Annotated in this window: 13 protein-coding genes; 7 read left to right on the top strand and 6 right to left on the bottom strand. The window is 65.3% G+C overall.

The window, feature by feature from the left end:
* The first annotated feature begins 44 nt into the window (after window positions 1-44).
* The 4 genes from virB10 (at window position 45) to B0W80_RS13225 (ending at window position 5,066) form a co-directional block, all read left to right on the top strand.
* Entirely contained in the window at window positions 45-824 is a 780-nt protein-coding gene (virB10, locus tag B0W80_RS13240; protein ID WP_179106905.1) for a type IV secretion system protein VirB10, read from the top strand.
* A complete protein-coding gene (gene virB11, locus B0W80_RS13235; protein WP_076999602.1) occupies window positions 821-1,879 on the top strand; it encodes a P-type DNA transfer ATPase VirB11 in 1,059 nt (352 codons plus the stop codon). Before virB10 ends, virB11 begins: the two co-directional genes overlap by 4 nt.
* A complete protein-coding gene (locus B0W80_RS13230) occupies window positions 1,876-3,819 on the top strand; it encodes a type IV secretory system conjugative DNA transfer family protein (RefSeq protein ID WP_076999601.1) in 1,944 nt (647 codons plus the stop codon). Before virB11 ends, B0W80_RS13230 begins: the two co-directional genes overlap by 4 nt.
* 113 nt (window positions 3,820-3,932) lie before the next feature.
* A complete protein-coding gene (locus B0W80_RS13225; protein ID WP_143684605.1) occupies window positions 3,933-5,066 on the top strand; it encodes an FAD-binding oxidoreductase in 1,134 nt (377 codons plus the stop codon).
* A 44-nt stretch (window positions 5,067-5,110) separates the two neighbouring features.
* Here the strand turns inward: B0W80_RS13225 and B0W80_RS13220 are convergent, their stop codons facing one another.
* The 3 genes from B0W80_RS13220 to B0W80_RS13210 all read right to left on the bottom strand — a co-directional run bounded on the left by B0W80_RS13220 (window position 5,111) and on the right by B0W80_RS13210 (window position 8,481).
* Window positions 5,111-5,419: a hypothetical protein gene (locus tag B0W80_RS13220; protein WP_143684604.1), complete on the bottom strand. Its 309-nt coding sequence runs from the start codon at window positions 5,417-5,419 to the stop codon at window positions 5,111-5,113.
* A 449-nt stretch (window positions 5,420-5,868) separates the two neighbouring features.
* Window positions 5,869-6,705, bottom strand: a complete 837-nt coding sequence (locus B0W80_RS13215; protein ID WP_256856566.1) for an ArdC family protein — start codon at window positions 6,703-6,705, stop codon at window positions 5,869-5,871.
* A gap of 900 nt (window positions 6,706-7,605) precedes the next feature.
* Window positions 7,606-8,481 carry an H-NS family nucleoid-associated regulatory protein gene (locus B0W80_RS13210; protein WP_076999598.1) on the bottom strand — a complete coding sequence of 292 codons (876 nt, stop codon included), beginning with the start codon at window positions 8,479-8,481 and terminating at the stop codon, window positions 7,606-7,608.
* Between the two features lie 574 nt (window positions 8,482-9,055).
* Here B0W80_RS13210 and ligD point away from each other — a divergent pair.
* The 3 genes from ligD to B0W80_RS34900 all read left to right on the top strand — a co-directional run bounded on the left by ligD (window position 9,056) and on the right by B0W80_RS34900 (window position 14,366).
* A complete protein-coding gene (gene ligD, locus B0W80_RS13205; protein ID WP_076999597.1) occupies window positions 9,056-12,469 on the top strand; it encodes a DNA ligase D in 3,414 nt (1,137 codons plus the stop codon).
* A gap of 635 nt (window positions 12,470-13,104) precedes the next feature.
* On the top strand, window positions 13,105-13,500 hold the full coding sequence (locus B0W80_RS36490) for an H-NS histone family protein (protein WP_083745362.1): 396 nt from the start codon (window positions 13,105-13,107) through the stop codon (window positions 13,498-13,500).
* A 383-nt stretch (window positions 13,501-13,883) separates the two neighbouring features.
* Window positions 13,884-14,366, top strand: coding sequence for a hypothetical protein (locus tag B0W80_RS34900; RefSeq protein ID WP_143684603.1), 483 nt, complete (start codon window positions 13,884-13,886; stop codon window positions 14,364-14,366).
* Window positions 14,367-14,405: 39 nt separating this feature from the next.
* On the opposite strand, the gene B0W80_RS13185 is transcribed toward B0W80_RS34900, so the two are convergent.
* The 3 genes from B0W80_RS13185 to B0W80_RS13175 form a co-directional block, all read right to left on the bottom strand.
* On the bottom strand, window positions 14,406-15,326 hold the full coding sequence (locus B0W80_RS13185) for an MBL fold metallo-hydrolase (RefSeq protein ID WP_179106902.1): 921 nt from the start codon (window positions 15,324-15,326) through the stop codon (window positions 14,406-14,408).
* A gap of 541 nt (window positions 15,327-15,867) precedes the next feature.
* A complete protein-coding gene (locus B0W80_RS13180) occupies window positions 15,868-16,506 on the bottom strand; it encodes a zeta toxin family protein (protein ID WP_076999592.1) in 639 nt (212 codons plus the stop codon).
* Window positions 16,506-16,874 (bottom strand): hypothetical protein, encoded by a 369-nt coding sequence (locus B0W80_RS13175; protein WP_076999591.1) that lies wholly within the window; start codon window positions 16,872-16,874, stop codon window positions 16,506-16,508. Before B0W80_RS13175 ends, B0W80_RS13180 begins: the two co-directional genes overlap by 1 nt.
* Window positions 16,875-17,097 lie beyond the last annotated feature (223 nt).

Below are 17,097 nucleotides of genomic sequence, written 5' to 3'. Positions count from 1 at the left end.
CCCCTGCCCTGCCCCCGCCCAAATCCGCGCCGCCCTCGATGATGATGGACGGCACCGCGACGCCGACGGACCTCGCTACTGAAGCGGCGGCCAAGGCCAGGATGATGGTCGAGCAGGCCTCGCGACCTGCGGATAAGACCGTCCAGGCCATGGCGGCTTCCCAGGCGTCGGGCAAGCCGCCGACAGCCACGGCTCAAGCCTCCGCGGCGCAACTCGGCGACCGCTCCTTCGTGATCGCGCGCGGAAGCTGGATCCCCTGCGTCCTCGAAACCCAGCTCGACTCGACCGTGCCTGGCAACACGAGTTGCGTCGTGCCCGAGGACGTCTATTCGGACGATGGCAAGGCGCTGCTGGTCGAGAAGGGCTCGAAGGCCCAGGGCAGCTTCGGCGGATCGCTCAAGGTCGGCGACCGGCGCATCGCCGTGCAGTGGGCCCGGATCAAGACCACGCGCGGCGTCGTGATCGACGTCGATTCGCCCGCAACAGACGGCGTCGGCACGACGGGCGCCGACGGCCATGTCGACAACCACTGGATGGACCGCATCGGCGCCGCCGTCCTGCTGTCGTTCATCGAAGACGGGATCGGCTACGCCACGGCCGAGCGCCAGAACCAAGCCTCGGCACAAAGCGGCAGCGCGGCCGGCACGAACGTCTACCTGCCCAACAACACGATCGGCGCGACGAGGCGTCTGTCCGAGAAGATCCTCGACTCGACCATCAACATCCCGCCGACGCTCTACAAGAACCGCGGCGACCGGATCATGATTTTCGTGAACCGCGACCTTTGGTTCGATGGCGTCTACAAGCTAATTCCTGCTTCATGAACCTGGCCACCTTGCCCCAGGCGCGACCGCTTCCCCAGGAGAGCGAACCACTCGCCGACGACACCTCCGTGCGGACCTTCCTTGCGCCGTTTCAGTCGTTCATCGACGACGACGGCGTGACCGAGATCGCGGTCAACGACGAGGGCCGCATCTGGTACGAGAAGCATTCGACCTGGTCGTCTGCGGCAACCGACCAGGTCGACCAGCAGGCCGTCGCGCATCTCGGGCGCGCGGTGGCCACCTTCAGCAAGCAGAAGTGGGATCGCACGACGCCGCTGCTGAGCGCCTCATTGCCCGATGGCTCACGCATCCAGCTCGTGATGTCCCCGGCCGTCGAGCCACGCCGCGTCTCGTTCACGCTGCGCAAGCCTGCACGGATCGCCCGCACGCTCGACGACTTTGCAAGCGACGGCCTCTTCAAGCAGGTGCGCACCACGCAGAACGCGCTGATGCCGCACGAGATCGAGCTGACCAAGCTGCTCGAGCAGAAGAACTACGAAGGCTTCCTGCGGCTGGCCGTCGCGTCGCGCCTCAACATCGTTGTCTCCGGCGCCACGGGTTCGGGCAAGACCACCTTCATGAAGGCCCTCGTTCGCGAGATCCCGCGCGGCGAGCGCCTGATCACGATCGAGGACGTCCGCGAACTGTTCCTGCCGCATGAGAACGCCGTGCACCTGCTGTACAGCAAGGGCGGCCAATCCGCGGCCAACGTGACCCCGAAGATGCTGCTCGAGAGCTGCCTGCGCATGAAGCCGGACCGGATCCTGCTGGCCGAAGTCCGCGGCGACGAGTGCCTCTACTACGTGCGCAACGCGGCCTCGGGCCATCCGGGCAGCATGACGAGCTGTCATGCCGGCACGCCGGCACTGGCTTTCGAGCAGATGGCCATCATGATCCAGGACTCACCAGGTGGTGCGAACTTGACCTTTGACGTCATCAAGCGCCTGCTGACCCTCACGATCGACGTCGTGATCCAGTTCCAGAGCATCGGCGGCGAGCGCTTCATCAGCGAGATCTACTACGACCCCGAGAAGAAACTCAGGGCCACCGCGTGACCGGGCGACACAAGGCCGCCATCGCGGCCGGCGCGCTCGTGGCAGTGGTCTGCTTCCTGACGCTGGCCAACTACCTGGCCGGCGTCATCCTGTTCCTCTCGTACAGGCAAAGCCCGGAGCATGCGGCGTTCACGACGATCGAACAGGCCTGGGAAGTTGCCGACACACCGGCAGCCCGGCAGAAGGTCAAGGCCAGCGCAGCGCTGTCGCTCGTTCTCTGCCTGGTGCTGCCCGGCCTGCTGCTTCAGGCGCTGCTGGCCGGCAGGAAGCCTCCCCTGCACGGCAACGCCCGGTTCGCCAACGCCCGCGACATCGCCAAGGAAGGCCTCGACGGTCCGCACGGGATCATCCTGGGCAAGCACGACGGCCAGCTGCTGCGCCTGCCGGGCTACGAGTTCGTGCTGCTGGCCGCGCCGACGCGCACGGGCAAGGGGGTGGGCTTCTGCATCCCGAACCTGCTGACCTTCCCGGACTCCGCCGTGGTGCTCGACATCAAGGGCGAGAACTTCAACCTGACAGGCCAGTTCCGGGCCCAGTACCTGGGCAACCAGGTCTTCTACTTCAACCCGTTCTCGGCCAGCACCTGCCGATGGAACCCGCTCTCCTACGTCTCCAAGGACCCGAACTTCCGGGTCAACGACCTCATGGCGCTCGCCGCCATCATCTATCAGCAGAACCCCAAGGATCCGTTCTGGCCCGACTCGGCCCGCAACCTGTTCGTCGGCTTGGCCCTGCTGGTCCTGGAGACGCCCCAGCTGCCGCACACGATCGGCGAGATCCTGCGCCAGGGCTCGGGCAAGGGCCAGCAGATGGCGGACTACCTGACCCACGTCATGGCCGTCCGCGCGTCGAGCGGCATGCCCCTCTCGACGCCCTGCGTCGATGCCTTGAACCGCTTCCTCAACAACCCCGACAACACGCTCAAGAACATTCTGTCGAGCTTCGTGGCCCCTCTGGCCCTGTGGGGCAATGCGATCGTCGACAAGGCCACCTCGGCCGACGACTTCGATCTGCGTGAGGTCCGCCGGCGGAAGATGACGATCTACATCCACATCCCGGCGAATGAAGTCGTGCAGGCTGGCTTCATCCTCAACATGTTCTTCTCGCAGCTGATCAACGAGAACGTGCGGGAGCTTCCCGAAGACAACCCCGACCTCAAGCACCAGTGCCTGCTGCTCATGGACGAGTTCACGGCGATGGGAAAGGTCGCGATCCTCGCCAAGGGCGTCGGCTACATGGCCGGCTACAACCTGCGCCTGGCCATCGTCATTCAGGACCGCTCCCAGCTCGAGGCGGTGTATGGCCGAGAGGATGCGCACAACATCGTCTCGAACATGGGCGCCATGATCGTCTTCACGCCGAGCCAGGTCAAAGAGGCCGAGGAGTACAGCAAGCTGATCGGCAACCAGACCGTGAAATCGAGCTCGATGCAACGCTCGAACATCGGCGCATTCTCGGCAGGTCGCTCGTCGCTCAGCGAATCCGAGTCGTCGCAGGCGCGTGCCGTGATGCTGCCGCAGGAGATCCTGGGCATGGACCGGAAGCTCGAGCTCATCGTTCGGGCTGGCATCCCGGTAATCCAGGCCGAGAAGATCCAGTACTACGCGGACCCGTTCTTCAGCGAGCGGTTTGCCGCGGTGCCGATGCGCGACGTGGTCATCAACGGCCAGCAGCGCAAGGTTCCGAAGGTCCGGCCGCTCCCACGCACGAACTGGCGCGTCTACCGCCAGGCGGTCGATCGCTCGGACTACTACCTGCAAGACGACTTCAGCGATCTGTCCCCTGCGTTCGCTTCGATGGGGGAAGCGTCGATCCTCGATGCCATCAACGCCGAGAGCCAGGCGATGGACGCGGCCCAGCTCGACGTGCTTTGCCAGACGCTGCTGTCACGCAAGGTCGAGGAGTACGAGCAGCTGTTCGAGCGGCGGAACGCGTCGTAGCACCCATGGATTTATAGTTGCAATAAACATTGCTATGTGACCATAATTCGCCTTGACCGGTACGGACCGGCAGGTACCCCGCGGGGTGTTCAAAGGACCATTGAGGGAGGGCGATGCCTACTTCCACTGTTGAAGCACGAATCACGCAGGGCACCGAGGCCACTGCAGGGATCGATGCCACGCTCGCGCGAGTGATGCGGCTCGACACCGATCAGTTCGCCGGCCAGGAGGCCCGCGATGTCGCTGCAGCCCATCTGCGCGCGCTGGACCGACTTGAGATTCCCGAGGATCGCGAGCACGCCGTCGCCGCGATCGGCGCCATCGCCGAGCTGAGCCAGGACTACCGGCAGTTCATGGTCACGCACAGTCGCGGGACCTTGGCGTCGGCGGAACTCGCGCGGGCCGACTTCATGAGCATCGTCGATCGGCAGGACGACGCCTGGCTGCGCCTCGAGTCCGTGCCTAAGGCGTCCATGCGCGCCAACTTCGACATCGGCGCCGTCGAGGTGCATGAGCACGGCGCGACGACCGCCCTGCCCACGTTGGCCGCGATCCAGCAATGGTGCAACCAGCATGGCGTGAACGTCGCCGACAAGGAACGCCTGACTTCACTGGGCGTCGAGGCTTGGCTCAACCACGCTTCCGATCGCTCTTCTTCATCTCAACTTTCCCGGACCCAAACCGCTGACCCCATGGAACCCTCACAAGACACCCCGCGCGAACCGTTCGTTCGGATTGGCTCGAACATGCCCAAGCCCGATTGGCAGGAGGCCATCAACCTGCTGAAGGCGCAGGCGCCGGGCACGCGGGGCCATGTCTATCTGCCGAAGGCCGAGGGCGAGTACGGTGGACGCGTCCTGCTGATTACCGACAGCCATGTCATCCAGCGCGTCGGCCGCGGCGTGGCGGTCGCGCACGACCTGGGCAAGCTCGACAACAGCGCCGAGATCAGTGGTGCCATCGACGCGGGCACGGTCAAGCCGGGCACGCACATGAAGGTCCAGTACGGGCTTGAGCGTGGCCAGGCCACGATCATCCCGTTCAACCAGCAGCGCGCCGAAGAGATGCTCAAGGATCTGACATCCTGGGCCGAGAAGAGCATCACGAACAGCAAGGGGCGTGAGACTTTCCTGAAGCACCTCACGGCTGCGGCCCACGATCTGAGTCAACCGCGCTCGGAAGCGACACGCTCGGTATCCGCGGCGCAGCGTCCCGAACGTACACACGCGCCACAGCGTCACCGCTAAACAAGCCGTCCTGGGACGTCTGCATGGAGCGGCCCGAAGCTGGGCTACGTCCTCGGTAGCCCGGTGCCCTCCCCTGCCCCTGTCCCGGCCCTTTCCTCCCTGCGCGCTCCGATCTCTATGTCGCCATCTTGCGCAGTGGTCCGGCCGACTCCGTGCGCCGCTGCCGATTCGTTCAGCGATTGCGCCAACAGGATCAGCGCGGCCTTTCGCGCTTCGACGAGTTCGGCATGCCGCTCGCGGACCAGCTTGGGGTCCGCATCGATCGAGTAGATGGCAGTCAGCCATGAATGCTCAGCTTGTTCGACGTCGCGCTCTGCTGCTTGCCAGCGATCGAATTTGAGGTCTTGGGGCAACGGGCGCATTCCCACATGGTGCGCTGACATGGCCTTCGTGGGAAGACCGTCCGACCAGGGCACGAAGAAGGCCGGAGCAGGAAACGGAGCGAAGGGTCCGCGCATTCATCAGCCGCGTCAATCAAGGTGATGACGGCGAATACTTTAGTTTCGGCTGCGCCCGTTGTTGGTGCAAAGCTTCGCTGTCTGCCGCGAGCTAGCGCGCCGCTTGCTCACGTCCTCGTGCCGTTAGCTCGCCGTTGTCGCTTTAGTTGCGGAGCAGCAGACGCTGTGTATGGCCGCAAGGCCCTTTGAAAAGAGATCGCCGGGCTGAGCCCGGCGATTTTTTTAGCCGCTCATGCCGCCTCGGTCGCCCGGTCGCTTTCGGTGGCATCGGCAACGTCAGCGGATTGGAGGCCCTCCAGATAGTCCGTGGCGCGCTGGGCGTGCGCGGCGGCTGCAAAGATCGCTCACTTGTCGCCCTTCAGCACTTGGAGCCAGCTGGCGAGATAGGCAGCATGGTCGTCCCGGGGTTCCGGCGTGATGCCGAGCGTTGCGCAGAGAAATGCCGCGCCGAGCTCGGCCACCAGTTCTTCGAAGGCGTAGGCCTTGTCTCCGAAGCGTTTGCCGAACTCGCGATGCATGCGGCTGTGATGCCCGGTCCAGTGGATGAACTCGTGCGCCTTGATGGCCGTGTAGCTCTCGGCATCGCGAAAGGCCTGCAGCGGCGGCAACTGGATGAAGTCCTCGCCGGTCGTGTAGAACGCGCGGCTGCCGCCATGCCGGACCGTCGCGCCCGTGCCTGCAAAGAATTCATCTGCCGCCTCGATCATCGCGGGCGATCGCACCTCGTCCCTCTCGGCTGGCTTCGCGTAGAACGTCTCCGGCAGGCCGTCGATCTGCTCCACATTGAAGACTGTGTAGGCCCTCATGAACGCATAGCCTCGCCCCGCCTTTCCGGCTTCCGCTCCGCCCTCCTCGTCACTCTCGCTCGCGCTGGCCCGGTTCGCATAGACCACCATCGAACCCTTCTCGCCCTTGCGCACCTGGGCGCCCTGGGCCTCGGCCTGCTTGTAGGTCATCCAAGTGTTGCAGGCATATCCCTTGTCCATCGCCTCGCCCCACAGCAGCAGGACGTTGATGCCACGGTACGGCGTGCCGTCGGCGCGCAGCGGCATGACGGCGGATCGTTCGCCGGCCGGCGTGCTCCAGGGCTTCAGCCAGGGCCGCGTTCCGGCTTCGAGGGTCGAGATGATCCGGTCGGTCACGCGTGCGTAGACATCCAGCTTCAGGGATTGGGACTTCATGGTTCTCCTTTTCGGGTGAGGGGTTCGATGCAAATGCGCATCGGCCCTGCCCGTTGGCGAAACCGGGGTCGCAAGCGGAGTGGCAGGTGGGCCGGAGGGGAATCGCCCACTCTCCGAAGGAGAGCGGCAACGCCGTGCTGCAGCCTCGGCGAAGCATGGGGACACCAGCCTGCCTGGGCGAAGCCTTCACCACGCCGCGCGCGAGGGGCAGGCCCCTTAGCCATCACGACATGAAAGTCACCGGGCCTGGCCCGGCTAAAGGGGTGCATCCGCAAACGCGGATCCATGCGTCGCGATAGGGATCGTTACCGCCAGGCCGGGACCATCAGGTCCGGTGCGCCACAGGCGCATAGAGCCCGGCGGCCGCAGGCCGGATCGCCCCACGGCTATCCCTTGGTTTGACGGCTATTCGATCGAATCGGCGTGGCAGTCATCCGCACAGCTTGAGTGCTCGAGGCATGCCGTCAGGACGAGGGAAGCGCAGAGACATTGCGGCGGTGCCGTCCGTCACGCTCTGTCCGGATCGTCCTATGGAAAAACGCGCATCGTCCCACGACCCTGACGGCCGACACGAACTGACCCCTCAAGAAAGCAATCACCCTCTATGGCAATCGAAACTTCCTCCAACTTCGGCTCAGAGACCCTGAAAGGTCAACTTGCCGCAGAAGGCTCCAACTTGGGTCCGTCAACCGTTGCGGGCGCCCGTGCAGTCCAACTTGCAGGTTGGAGCGCGGGAAACACTGAAAGGCTTGTCCGCTTGCCCGATGGCGTCCTGCGTTGCCACACCTCCGAATCCAAGCTTCGCTAGGACCCCCACTGGCTGCAACGCGCATCGCTACTCAACTTCGATTCGCAACGCCCCCGCCGAGGTCGATCAGCTGCATAGTAGAAGCGGAAGACCTAAGCAGCCGCCAATGTGGTTTCAGCCACCGGAGTCATCGGGGTCGTTTGGGCCTCGACGGGCACGTTGTCCAGCTCCGTGGCCTTGGGGTTCACCTTCTTGCGGGGTGCCGCGACCCTCTTAGGCGCCGACTTCTTCGCGGCGGCCGAACTGGTCGCCAGCTTTGGCTTCTTGGAAGCCGAAGCTTGCTTGTTAGGGCTCGGAGCACGCACCGGCTTTGCAATCAGCTTTTTCGCGGCAATCTTCTTGGCAGGCGATTTCTTTGCAGCGGAATTTGCAGACTGCGCCAGCTTCTTGGTCGAAGACACTTTCTTGGAAGCTGGCTTGAGCGCCGTCTTTCGCGAAGCCTTCACCTTGCTCGTGCCCGTTTCTGCAGTTGTTGAGTCGATTGCGGCACTCGCCGCCGGCTTGGCTGCATTCAACGACTTTCTCGGAGCCGTCTTCGGGGAAGCAACGGGCGACTTAACGCGTTGAGACGCGGACGACTTCGCTGGTGCATTCGTCGATTTCGCCGCCTTTGCTGTTGCAGCCGCGCTCGCGGCGACCGCATCGACCGAGAAGCTCTCGAGCGTCCGACCACCGGCGATCGCATCACGCAACCACGCAGGCCTCGGCCCGCGCCCTCCCCATTCATTGCCCTTGCCGTCCCTGAACTTCGCTCCCACCGCGACCGCCCCTCGCTTGGCTTTAGGGGTCCGCTGCAACACGCCAGTCGAGGTCGATCCGAACTTGAGGTCTGCCGCCTTGAGGTCAAAGGTTGCGATCATCGCGTTGATCTTTGCAATCGCTCCCTTGGCTTCGATCGCACGCAGCTTTTGAGCGGAGGCCTGCAGGGCCGCGATCTCGCGTGTCAGTTCGGCATAGGACTTGGTCATGAATGTCTAGAAAGTTGAAAGCGTGAAGTCTAGGGGGTTGGAGCAGGCCAATTTCGCCTCTCCGCGCCAATAGGAGCATCTGCGCGCCTGCAACATCCTTCGCGCGCAGCCGACGTGAGGCGTCGATCAGCCGGCGGTGCAGATACCTGCTCAAGGTCCGCGCTTCGATCGACTCAAGACGGCTCCTTCCGCAGGCACCGTGGCCATGGCCTCTTGCCAAGATTGGTAGTCGATCAACAAGAGGCCCTTTCGCCGCGTCCGCGCGCGAGTGGTCGCTGCCTTGCGGCGGACGGGATCGGCCTTTTCCGAGAAAGGCAGTTCGAGGTTCTTGTGACGTTGCTTGGCCATGTCCTGGTCTCGCGGTCGCTGCCCGGCTTGCTGCACAGAGCTGCGCGGAATGTTATCCCGGGTGTGGCCGACGTGAGCCCTGCTCGGTTTGGCCGCATCCGCAGTCTGCGGCGGCGACTCTCGCCCGCGTAGGCGCGCAGTGCGCGCGCCCGTAGGGCGGCCGCACTTCCTGGGCCTATGAGAGGACGGACGCGCTAACCTCCGGGGACATATCGGAAATGATGCGGTGCACGTTGCGAGCTGGAACATCAACAACGTCGTGAAGCGGCTGGACCTGCTGCGTGACTGGCTCGAGCGCACGCAGCCCGACGTTGTTGCGCTGCAGGAACTCAAGACGCCGACGGCCGATTTCCCAGTTGCTCAGATCGAAGCACTCGGCTATCAATGCCTGGTGGTCGGCCAACGCAGCTGGAATGGTGTCGCCTTGCTCGCGCGCGGGCACGAGCCGTTGGCAGTGGCCACGGCACTGCCGGGCGATCCGAAGGACAAGGAGCCCCGCTACGTCGAGGCCGCGATCAACGGGGTGCTGTTCGCATGCCTGTACCTGCCCAACGGCAACCCGCAGCCGGGGCCGAAATTCGAGTACAAGCTGCGCTGGTTCGAACGGCTGCGTCAGCGCACCGAAGAACTCTACAAGTCCGGCCAGCCGGTCGTACTTCTGGGCGACTGGAACGTGGTCCCGACCGACGCCGACATCTACAAGCCCGACACTTGGCGTGACGACGCCCTGCTGCAGCCCGAGCCGCGCGAGGCCTTCGCCAAGGTGCTGTCTCAAGGCTGGACTGACGCGTTGGAGAAGGTCCACCCCAACGGCAAGCAGTTCACCTTCTGGGACTATCGCCGCAAGCGCTGGGAGCGCAACGCAGGCCTGCGCATCGATCACATCCTCGTCAGCCAGTCACTCGTAGTCATGGACGCCGGCGTGGGCCGCGAGGAGCGCGGTCGCGAAGGTGCGAGCGATCACGCGCCTGTCTGGGCGGAGCTTCGGCTTGCCAAGCCGAAGCGAACGCCACGGCCACCCCGTGAAGCCGCGACACCGAAGCGCATCACCTCCGGCCCGACCGCTCAGCGGGCAACTCGGAAGCCTGCGTCCACCGAGGAACGCGGCCAGGCGCTCTCGCGCTACAACGCGAAACGCGACTTCACGAAGACTGCAGAGCCAGCGGGCACCCCGGTTGAAGGTGCCGCTGCGCGAGAGGACTGCGGGCTCGCTTTCGTTATCCAGAAGCATTGGGCCTCGCGCTTGCACTACGACCTGAGGCTCGAGCTCGACGGCGTGATGGTGTCGTGGGCCGTGCCCAAGGGGCCCTCCTACGACCCGGCCATCAAGCAGATGGCCATCCACGTCGAGGATCATCCGATCGACTACAACACCTTCGAGGGCGACATCCCGAAGGGCGAGTACGGCGGCGGCACGGTCATCGTCTGGGACCGCGGGACCTGGGAGCCGGAGGGCGACCCGCGTGAGGGCTTGGTCAAGGGCAAGCTGATCTTCAAGTTGCATGGTCAGAAGCTCGCGGGCCGCTGGGAGCTCGTGCGCATCTCGAAGCCTGGGGACAAGAAGAAGGAGCAGTGGCTGTTCCTGAAGAAGCGTGGCGATGCCTGGGCTCGACCGAGTGCGGCGTACGACGTGATCGCCGAACTCCCGGACAGCGTGGTGTCGAAGACGCTCGGCCCCATCGAAGAACGCGACCCGCGCGGCGCCTTGGTCTCGAAGCCGCGCGCCGACGCACCCGATCTCGGACTCGGCAAGAAGGCATTGCTTCCAGCCAGGCTCCAGCCTCAGTTGGCGACGCTGGTGTCGGCGGTGCCGAGTGGCGATTGGATCGTCGAGAACAAGTTCGATGGCTATCGCCTTTTGGCTCGGATCGACCACGGCGATGTCCGGCTCTTCACGCGCAACGGACACGACTGGACGCGAAAGCTCGAGCCCGTGGCCGAGGCCATCGCGGCGCTGGGGTTGGACAGTGCGTGGCTTGACGGCGAGATCGTCGCGCTCAACGAGGCCGGCGTCCCCGACTTCAATCGGTTGCAGAACGCGATCGACAATGCGCGCACCGGAGACATCGAGATGTTCGTGTTTGACGTCCCGTTCCTCGAAGGCATGGACCTGCGCGCAGTCCCGCTCGCGAACCGGCGTGCAACGCTGCGTGAGTTGTTCGAGCAGCGCGATGAAAGCATCGTTCGTTTCAGCCAGTCCTTCGACGTGCTGCCGGGCCACCTGCTCGATGCGGCCTGCCGCATGGGGATGGAGGGCGTCATGGTCAAGCGCGCCGACGCGCCCTACGCGTCGGGGCGCACGGAAACCTGGCTCAAACTCAAGTGCACGCACAGGCAGGAATTCGTGGTGGTCGGCTTCACGGACCGTGGCGGTGCGCCTTCGGAAGTCGGCAGCCTGCTGCTCGGCTACCACGACGGCACGCAGATCCGCTTTGCCGGCTCGGTCGGCACCGGGTGGGGCTCCGCGCTGGGCCGCGAGCTCAAGTCGACGCTCGTCAAGCTTCAGGTCGCCAAGGCGCCAGTGGCCGCCGAGGAAGCCAAGCCAGGTCGCTGGTCCAAGCGCGCAGTGGGCACCGAGCGCTGGGTCAAACCGACGATGGTGGTCGAGGTAGCGTTCTCCGAGTGGACGCCCGACGGCCGCGTACGGCACCCGGTGTTTCGCGGCGTACGCACCGACAAACCGGCGGCACTGATCGTGCGCGAGCGCACCAAGTCGTTGGGGGACGGCGCTGCACCCAGCAAGTTGCCCAAGGGAACAGGCGTCAAGGTGACGAATCCCGAGCGCGTGATCGATCCGTCGACCGGGCTGCGCAAGGTCGACCTCGTGAGGTATTACGAGAGCGTGGCCGAGTGGATGCTGCCGCATCTGAAGGGACGGCCCATATCACTTGTGCGTGGCCCAACGGGCATCACGGGCGAGCTGTTCTTCCAGAAGCATGACGACAAGCTGTCGATCCCGCACGTGCACAACCTGCCGGCCGCGCTGTGGCCCGGGCATGCTGAATTGCTCGAGGTGTCGAGCGCGCAAGCGCTGGTGGCCTGCGCGCAGATGAACGTGATCGAGTTCCACACGTGGAACTCGGTGGCGAAGAACATCGACAAGCCCGACCGGATCATCTTTGACCTCGATCCTGGAGAGGGCACGCCGTGGCAGCACGTGCAGGAAGCGGCGACGCTCGTGCGCGCGCTGCTCGATGAGCTCGGTCTGGAGAGTTGGCTCAAGACCTCTGGTGGTAAAGGACTGCACGTGGTCGTGCCAGTGACGCCGCGGCTCGATTACGACACGGTCAAGGATTTTTCGCAGGCTGTTGTCACGCACCTGGCGCGCACCATCCCGTTCCGGTTCGTGGCCAAGAGCGGGCCGAAGAACCGGGTCGGCAAGCTGTTCGTCGACTACCTGCGCAACGGCCACGGGGCGACGACGGCGGCGGCGTTCTCGGCGCGCTCGCGGCCGGGCCTTGGAGTGTCGATGCCGGTGGCTTGGGAGCAGTTGCGAGACCTCAAGAGCGGCGCGCAGTGGACAATCGCGACGGCCCGCGAGTACCTGAGCTTCCAGAAGTCGGATCCGTGGGAAGGGTACTGGCGCAAGAAGCAAACCCTGACTGCCGCCATGCGCTTGCTGGCACGCGTTGGCCGCTAGCAGTGCAGCGCATCTGAACGGAGAAGTAGAAACTGTGCGATCCCGCAAGCCGAGGTGAGCCAACAGCGGGCCCTGCCAACCGGGCGATGCGGTCCGCCGTGCTGAGCTAGTGGTTCCATCGAGATACTCCGCTACGGCAGCGAACACTTCGCTTGAACGCTTGGGCGATGTGACGTCGACGCCCTGCCTTTCCCGGGCTTGCATGCTCAGTCGAAATCACCTACGCTGAAAATCATGTGCCGCCCTCCCGCAGCAACAACTCCCCCGGAGTTGGAGTTGTCCCAGCATCCAGAGCTCCGGCGTGCCCAGGTGGACGTTTTGGAACGGATGCTTCGTTTCCTGGAGCGGCGTCATCTGGATGGCGATGTCATGCTATGGGCGACGATCCCTGAAGCAGCCGACGCGCCGGTGGTGAAGGCCGCGACGGATGCCCGGTTGGCCGCGCTGCCCCCCGGAGACGGTTTTGAGTCTTTCGATGAGCTGGCAGCGCAGCGGGACGAGACTGGGATGGTGCGACTGCCCTCTCGGCGATAGTCGTCAACTGATATGAGCGGTAGGTCCTCCGCTGCTTCTGTAGCCGGTCGAGCCAGAGGTTAGGCCTGGGCTCCGGAAGCGCACTCGCTGCGCGCGTTTCAATGGCGTCAAAAGCGTGCCCTACACGACGGCCCGACCTCGGCAGAAGGCGGTTCTACGAGCGCGAATCGCGCCACTTGCCTCACCGAAGAGGAAGCGATGCGCCGCCGACCCATCGACAGTCGCAAGTGGCATCGGGCCTGCTTATGAATGGCATTAGCATTGGCGCCCGAAAATGGATTCGTGCGGAATTGGCCGCCGGCCGCACGCTCGAGGAACTGGCCTCGTCGGCGCCCGGGCCGAGGCAGCGTCCCCGCAAGCAAGCCAAACGTTCCACGGGCCTTGTCTACAAGGACGGTGCGGGCAACACGTGGAGCGGCATGGGCCCTCGTCCGAGGTGGCTCAAGGAGGCCGTGGCTTCAGGGCGGTCTGAGGAGTCCCTGCGCTTCCCGGCCTGAGACACGAAGTCGACGCGCTGAACACAGGACGTCGTCGCGTGGCGGTGACCAGTGACCAGCGACCAGCGACCAGCGGCTCACGACACTGAGCGATATTCAAGAATTGCGACCGTTGGCGCGCCTCGGTCGCGTCATTCAATGGCGCGATTGTTGGGTGAGGCCATCGGGCGTGGTACAGCGCTGGCGGGATCGCTTGCGAGCCTGCCCCGTCGCCTTGGGTGCAGGCCCGCGTTGCCGCAGGCGAGTGCACGGCCTGATTCGACAGATGACTCGACCGGTTGAATTGATGAGCATCTCGCTCTGGCACTAGGCCATCGCGTCACTGGCGGGCTCCCGAGAATCGCCGGGATTGCGACGCGACGTATCGCCAGAAGATACTTGGCATGGAACCGGCGGCCCGGGCGCCCGGCGCCCGCAAGATGCCGGTCATGACGACGCACGCAACCACCCCCAATCCTCGCTGGTCATCGATCGACGCCGGCATCGGTCATGAAGGCACCGCTGCAACCGATTGCGCCGCAGGTCGGGGCAACGGGCCGAGCCGACCGGGGGTCCTGATCCGAATGGCACCGAGGACGGCGTGGGACTGGTGGTTCCCGGGCCTGTTCCTGTGCATGGTCGTGGCCGCGCTGCCGCTCATGGGCCTGCAATGGACCTATCTCGAAAGCGCCGCGGCGAGGCAGGCGTTGGAGGACAGCCTGATGGTGTCGCTGCCGCTCTTCGTGCCTCTGCCGCTGCTGCTGACCGGATGCCTCGTGGGTCTGGCGACGGAGCGCGGTACGCGCACGGCGTCGTCGTTCGCCTTCCTGGGCGCGGCAGTCGTGGTCGGCTCCGCGGGCCTCGGGTCGGTGCTTGCCATCCTGTAGTCGACCCGCCGGCCTCGTCGAGCCACCGGCGCAACGCAGTCAGGGCGCCTGGAGGTAGCGGGCTTTCGCGACCTGGGCACACTCGTTCATGACCGTCAAAGTGCGCTTGACCTTGTTCTCGCCAATCACGAAGGGACTGGGCGCGAGCGTGCCCTGCCGCTGAACGGCATCCATCTTCGCCAGCGAGTCGTCCCAGCCCGGGTGATTCGAGAGGAACACCTGGATCTGCTGGGCATCCACGAGGCCGGAGATGCGCTGCGTCGCGGCGATGTAGGCGTCGAGCCGCCCGAAGTCCCGCCCGAAGTTGAAACTGGTGCCGCCCCACAGCAGCGCGCGATGTCGCTGCGCGCCGAGCCGGACGTCGAACACCGGGGACAGGGTTCCCATCGTGTGGCCTGGCGTCAGGTACATTGTCATCGCGGTATCGCCAAGCCGGAGCGTCTCGCCATCCTTGGCAGCGATGTCGCGCGCAGGATTGCGCCGCGGCGGATCATCCCAGGCCGGCGTGGCGAACTCGAGTTGCGTCTGGGTCATGGTCCAGTCCTGCTCGCTCATGACGAGGCGGGCACCGAAGCGTTCGACGAGGCGCTTCGCGCCGCCGTAGTGATCGCCGTGGCCGTGCGTGATGACCACAAGCTTGATCTGCGCCGGATCGAGTCGCAGCTTGCGCATCGCGGGCAGCAGCACGTCGTCGACTTCCCGGCCGTTGTTGAGCGCGTCGATGAGGATGATGCCGTCCGAGGTCGTGAGCGCCCACGCGCTGACCCACCGGGCACCGACGAAGTAGAGGTTGTCGAACACCTGGCGCGGCTCGGGCGGTGGCTGCTGGATCAGCGCCCGGATCGCCGAGCCGTCGGGATCGGGTGGAGGTCGGCGCACACCTTCGGGCGTGCACAGACGCATCATGGGCCGGAGGTCGTTGCCCGCGGCGGCCTCCGCAGCCGCCTGGTGCTGCGCCATGACGTCCGGCGAGCCGGGGTTGCGCGCGGCACACGATGCCAGCAGGAGTCCAGCCACGCCGCACACGAGGCCGGCACGAACGACTCGGATCAGAGAAGACATCGAAAGCTCCTTCGAAAGATGCAATCCGTCGACCCGACTGAGTGGACCCGATGCGTGCGCGTGCCGATCGTGCCACAACTGGAGACTGGGAGCCGCCGAGTTGCAGGCGCCTGCCCGGAGCGCCCGGAGACGGTAATGGATCGCGTCGCGCAACGGCTTGCGCACCTGACCTCGGATCTGCCTCGACGTGGCGATGTCGGCGACACACTGTCGGGCACTACGCGGCGAACTGTTCTCGCAAATGCCTGAGCGTTTCCTTTCGGTTGGAAACTTTTGCACGACTCGTATCGTGCTCGCACTTGACCACTAAACGCACGTGCGCATGCGGCGCGTGGAGCACCAAGGCACTGCGGTACTGCGGTACTGCAAGAGAACCTTCTCTCGCGCGCTGCGCGGGGAGGCCCAATGCGTCAGGCTGCCGAGGTCGCGGCGACGGCGGTCAGCCCGCGGCGCCGGGGCGCGCCAGCGCAATGGCCATGATGGGCTTGGCCCAGTGCGGGACCTGCTCGAGCGGGATGTGGGAGACAACGCGCCCGCGCTCCATGTGCAGCAACAAAACGGGCTGCGGCCGCTGACCGGCCTTCGGGTCGCCTTCGGCGCTGTTGTCGTAGAGGCGCAGGCTGGCCAGGTGGGGCAACAGCCGGATCAGGTTGGCGCGGCTGGTCTCGTAGCGTTCGCGGATCTTGGCCTCGGGAATGTCGTGTCCGCCGGCGGCGACCCGTGCGCGCACGCGCCGCAGGTGCAGTTCTGGCGAGGACAGTCCGGCGTACCAGAGGTGCACCTGTGCTCCGCTGCGTGCGCCCTCGAGCAGCATCTGCGGGATCGTCCGGGCCCCTAGCGTGGTTTCGAACGCGAAGTTGAGCCCGTCCGCGAGCGCACGTTCGAGCCCCTTGCGGCCGAACTCCCAGGCCTGGGCATTGGCGGCTTCGGCCGCGAGTCCGGGGTTCGCATCGAGCAGCGCACGCGCGGCGAGGTCGGGGTTGAAGTAATCGACGTTCTTCTGGAGCAGTGCAGCGCCGCCCACGCTGCTCTTGCCGGCGCCGTTGACGCCGGCCAGCACGAAGATGCGCGCGGGCATCAGCGGCGTGCTGCCGGGGCCGCCTGGGCGACGGCTGCCTTGCCGAGTTCGGCCGGCTCCATCGCGAAGGCGTCGGCCATGGCCTGTGCGGCGCCGTCGCCTTGCATGCGTGCGAACATGGCGTCGAAGTCGTGCGTGAGGGCTTCGAGGTTCGGCTCCGACGCCTGCTCCATCTCGAGGTAGCGTTCGACCGACAGGAGCACCATGGCAGGTCGTTCGTGGCGCGTGATCACGACGGCGCCACGCGCCATGACCGTGCTGGCCACGGCTTGCATGCCCGAGGCCAGCTTCGTCGCCGAGAACGACGGCAGGTCACGAGCCAGGCGCTCGATGTCGCCGGATCGGGCCGGGGCGGGATGAACAGCCATCGCAGTTCCTTGAATTGGGTAGTTTCCCCATTTTATCCTTTTTAGCAGTCTTGGCCGGAAGTCCGCGTTAAGCGGCCGGACGACGCCAGCAGCGAAAAGTGCCCAATTCGGATGAGCGGTCAAAAAGCGACCGCAGGCAGTGAACACTCACCTACGCGGCGAAGCATGGCAGCGTTGGCAGCTCCGAGGCGACAGCCTTCACGCGAGCATCACGCACGCAATA

Origin of the sequence: Variovorax sp. KK3, assembly GCF_001984055.1 — a bacterium.
Lineage (GTDB): Bacteria > Pseudomonadota > Gammaproteobacteria > Burkholderiales > Burkholderiaceae_C > Variovorax.
Note: the sequence above shows the minus strand (reverse complement) of the source record. Positions and strands in the feature narration are given on the sequence as shown.

Coding starts and splice junctions, on each gene's coding strand:
- virB10 (WP_179106905.1), top strand. CDS start 45: ATGGACGGCACCGCGACGCCGACGGACCTCGCTACTGAAGCGGCGGCC.
- virB11 (WP_076999602.1), top strand. CDS start 821: ATGAACCTGGCCACCTTGCCCCAGGCGCGACCGCTTCCCCAGGAGAGC.
- B0W80_RS13225 (WP_143684605.1), top strand. CDS start 3,933: ATGCCTACTTCCACTGTTGAAGCACGAATCACGCAGGGCACCGAGGCC.
- B0W80_RS13215 (WP_256856566.1), bottom strand. CDS start 6,705: ATGAAGTCCCAATCCCTGAAGCTGGATGTCTACGCACGCGTGACCGAC.
- B0W80_RS13210 (WP_076999598.1), bottom strand. CDS start 8,481: ATGACCAAGTCCTATGCCGAACTGACACGCGAGATCGCGGCCCTGCAG.
- B0W80_RS36490 (WP_083745362.1), top strand. CDS start 13,105: ATGGCGTCAAAAGCGTGCCCTACACGACGGCCCGACCTCGGCAGAAGG.
- B0W80_RS34900 (WP_143684603.1), top strand. CDS start 13,884: ATGGAACCGGCGGCCCGGGCGCCCGGCGCCCGCAAGATGCCGGTCATG.
- B0W80_RS13185 (WP_179106902.1), bottom strand. CDS start 15,326: ATGGCGCAGCACCAGGCGGCTGCGGAGGCCGCCGCGGGCAACGACCTC.
- B0W80_RS13180 (WP_076999592.1), bottom strand. CDS start 16,506: ATGCCCGCGCGCATCTTCGTGCTGGCCGGCGTCAACGGCGCCGGCAAG.
- B0W80_RS13175 (WP_076999591.1), bottom strand. CDS start 16,874: ATGGCTGTTCATCCCGCCCCGGCCCGATCCGGCGACATCGAGCGCCTG.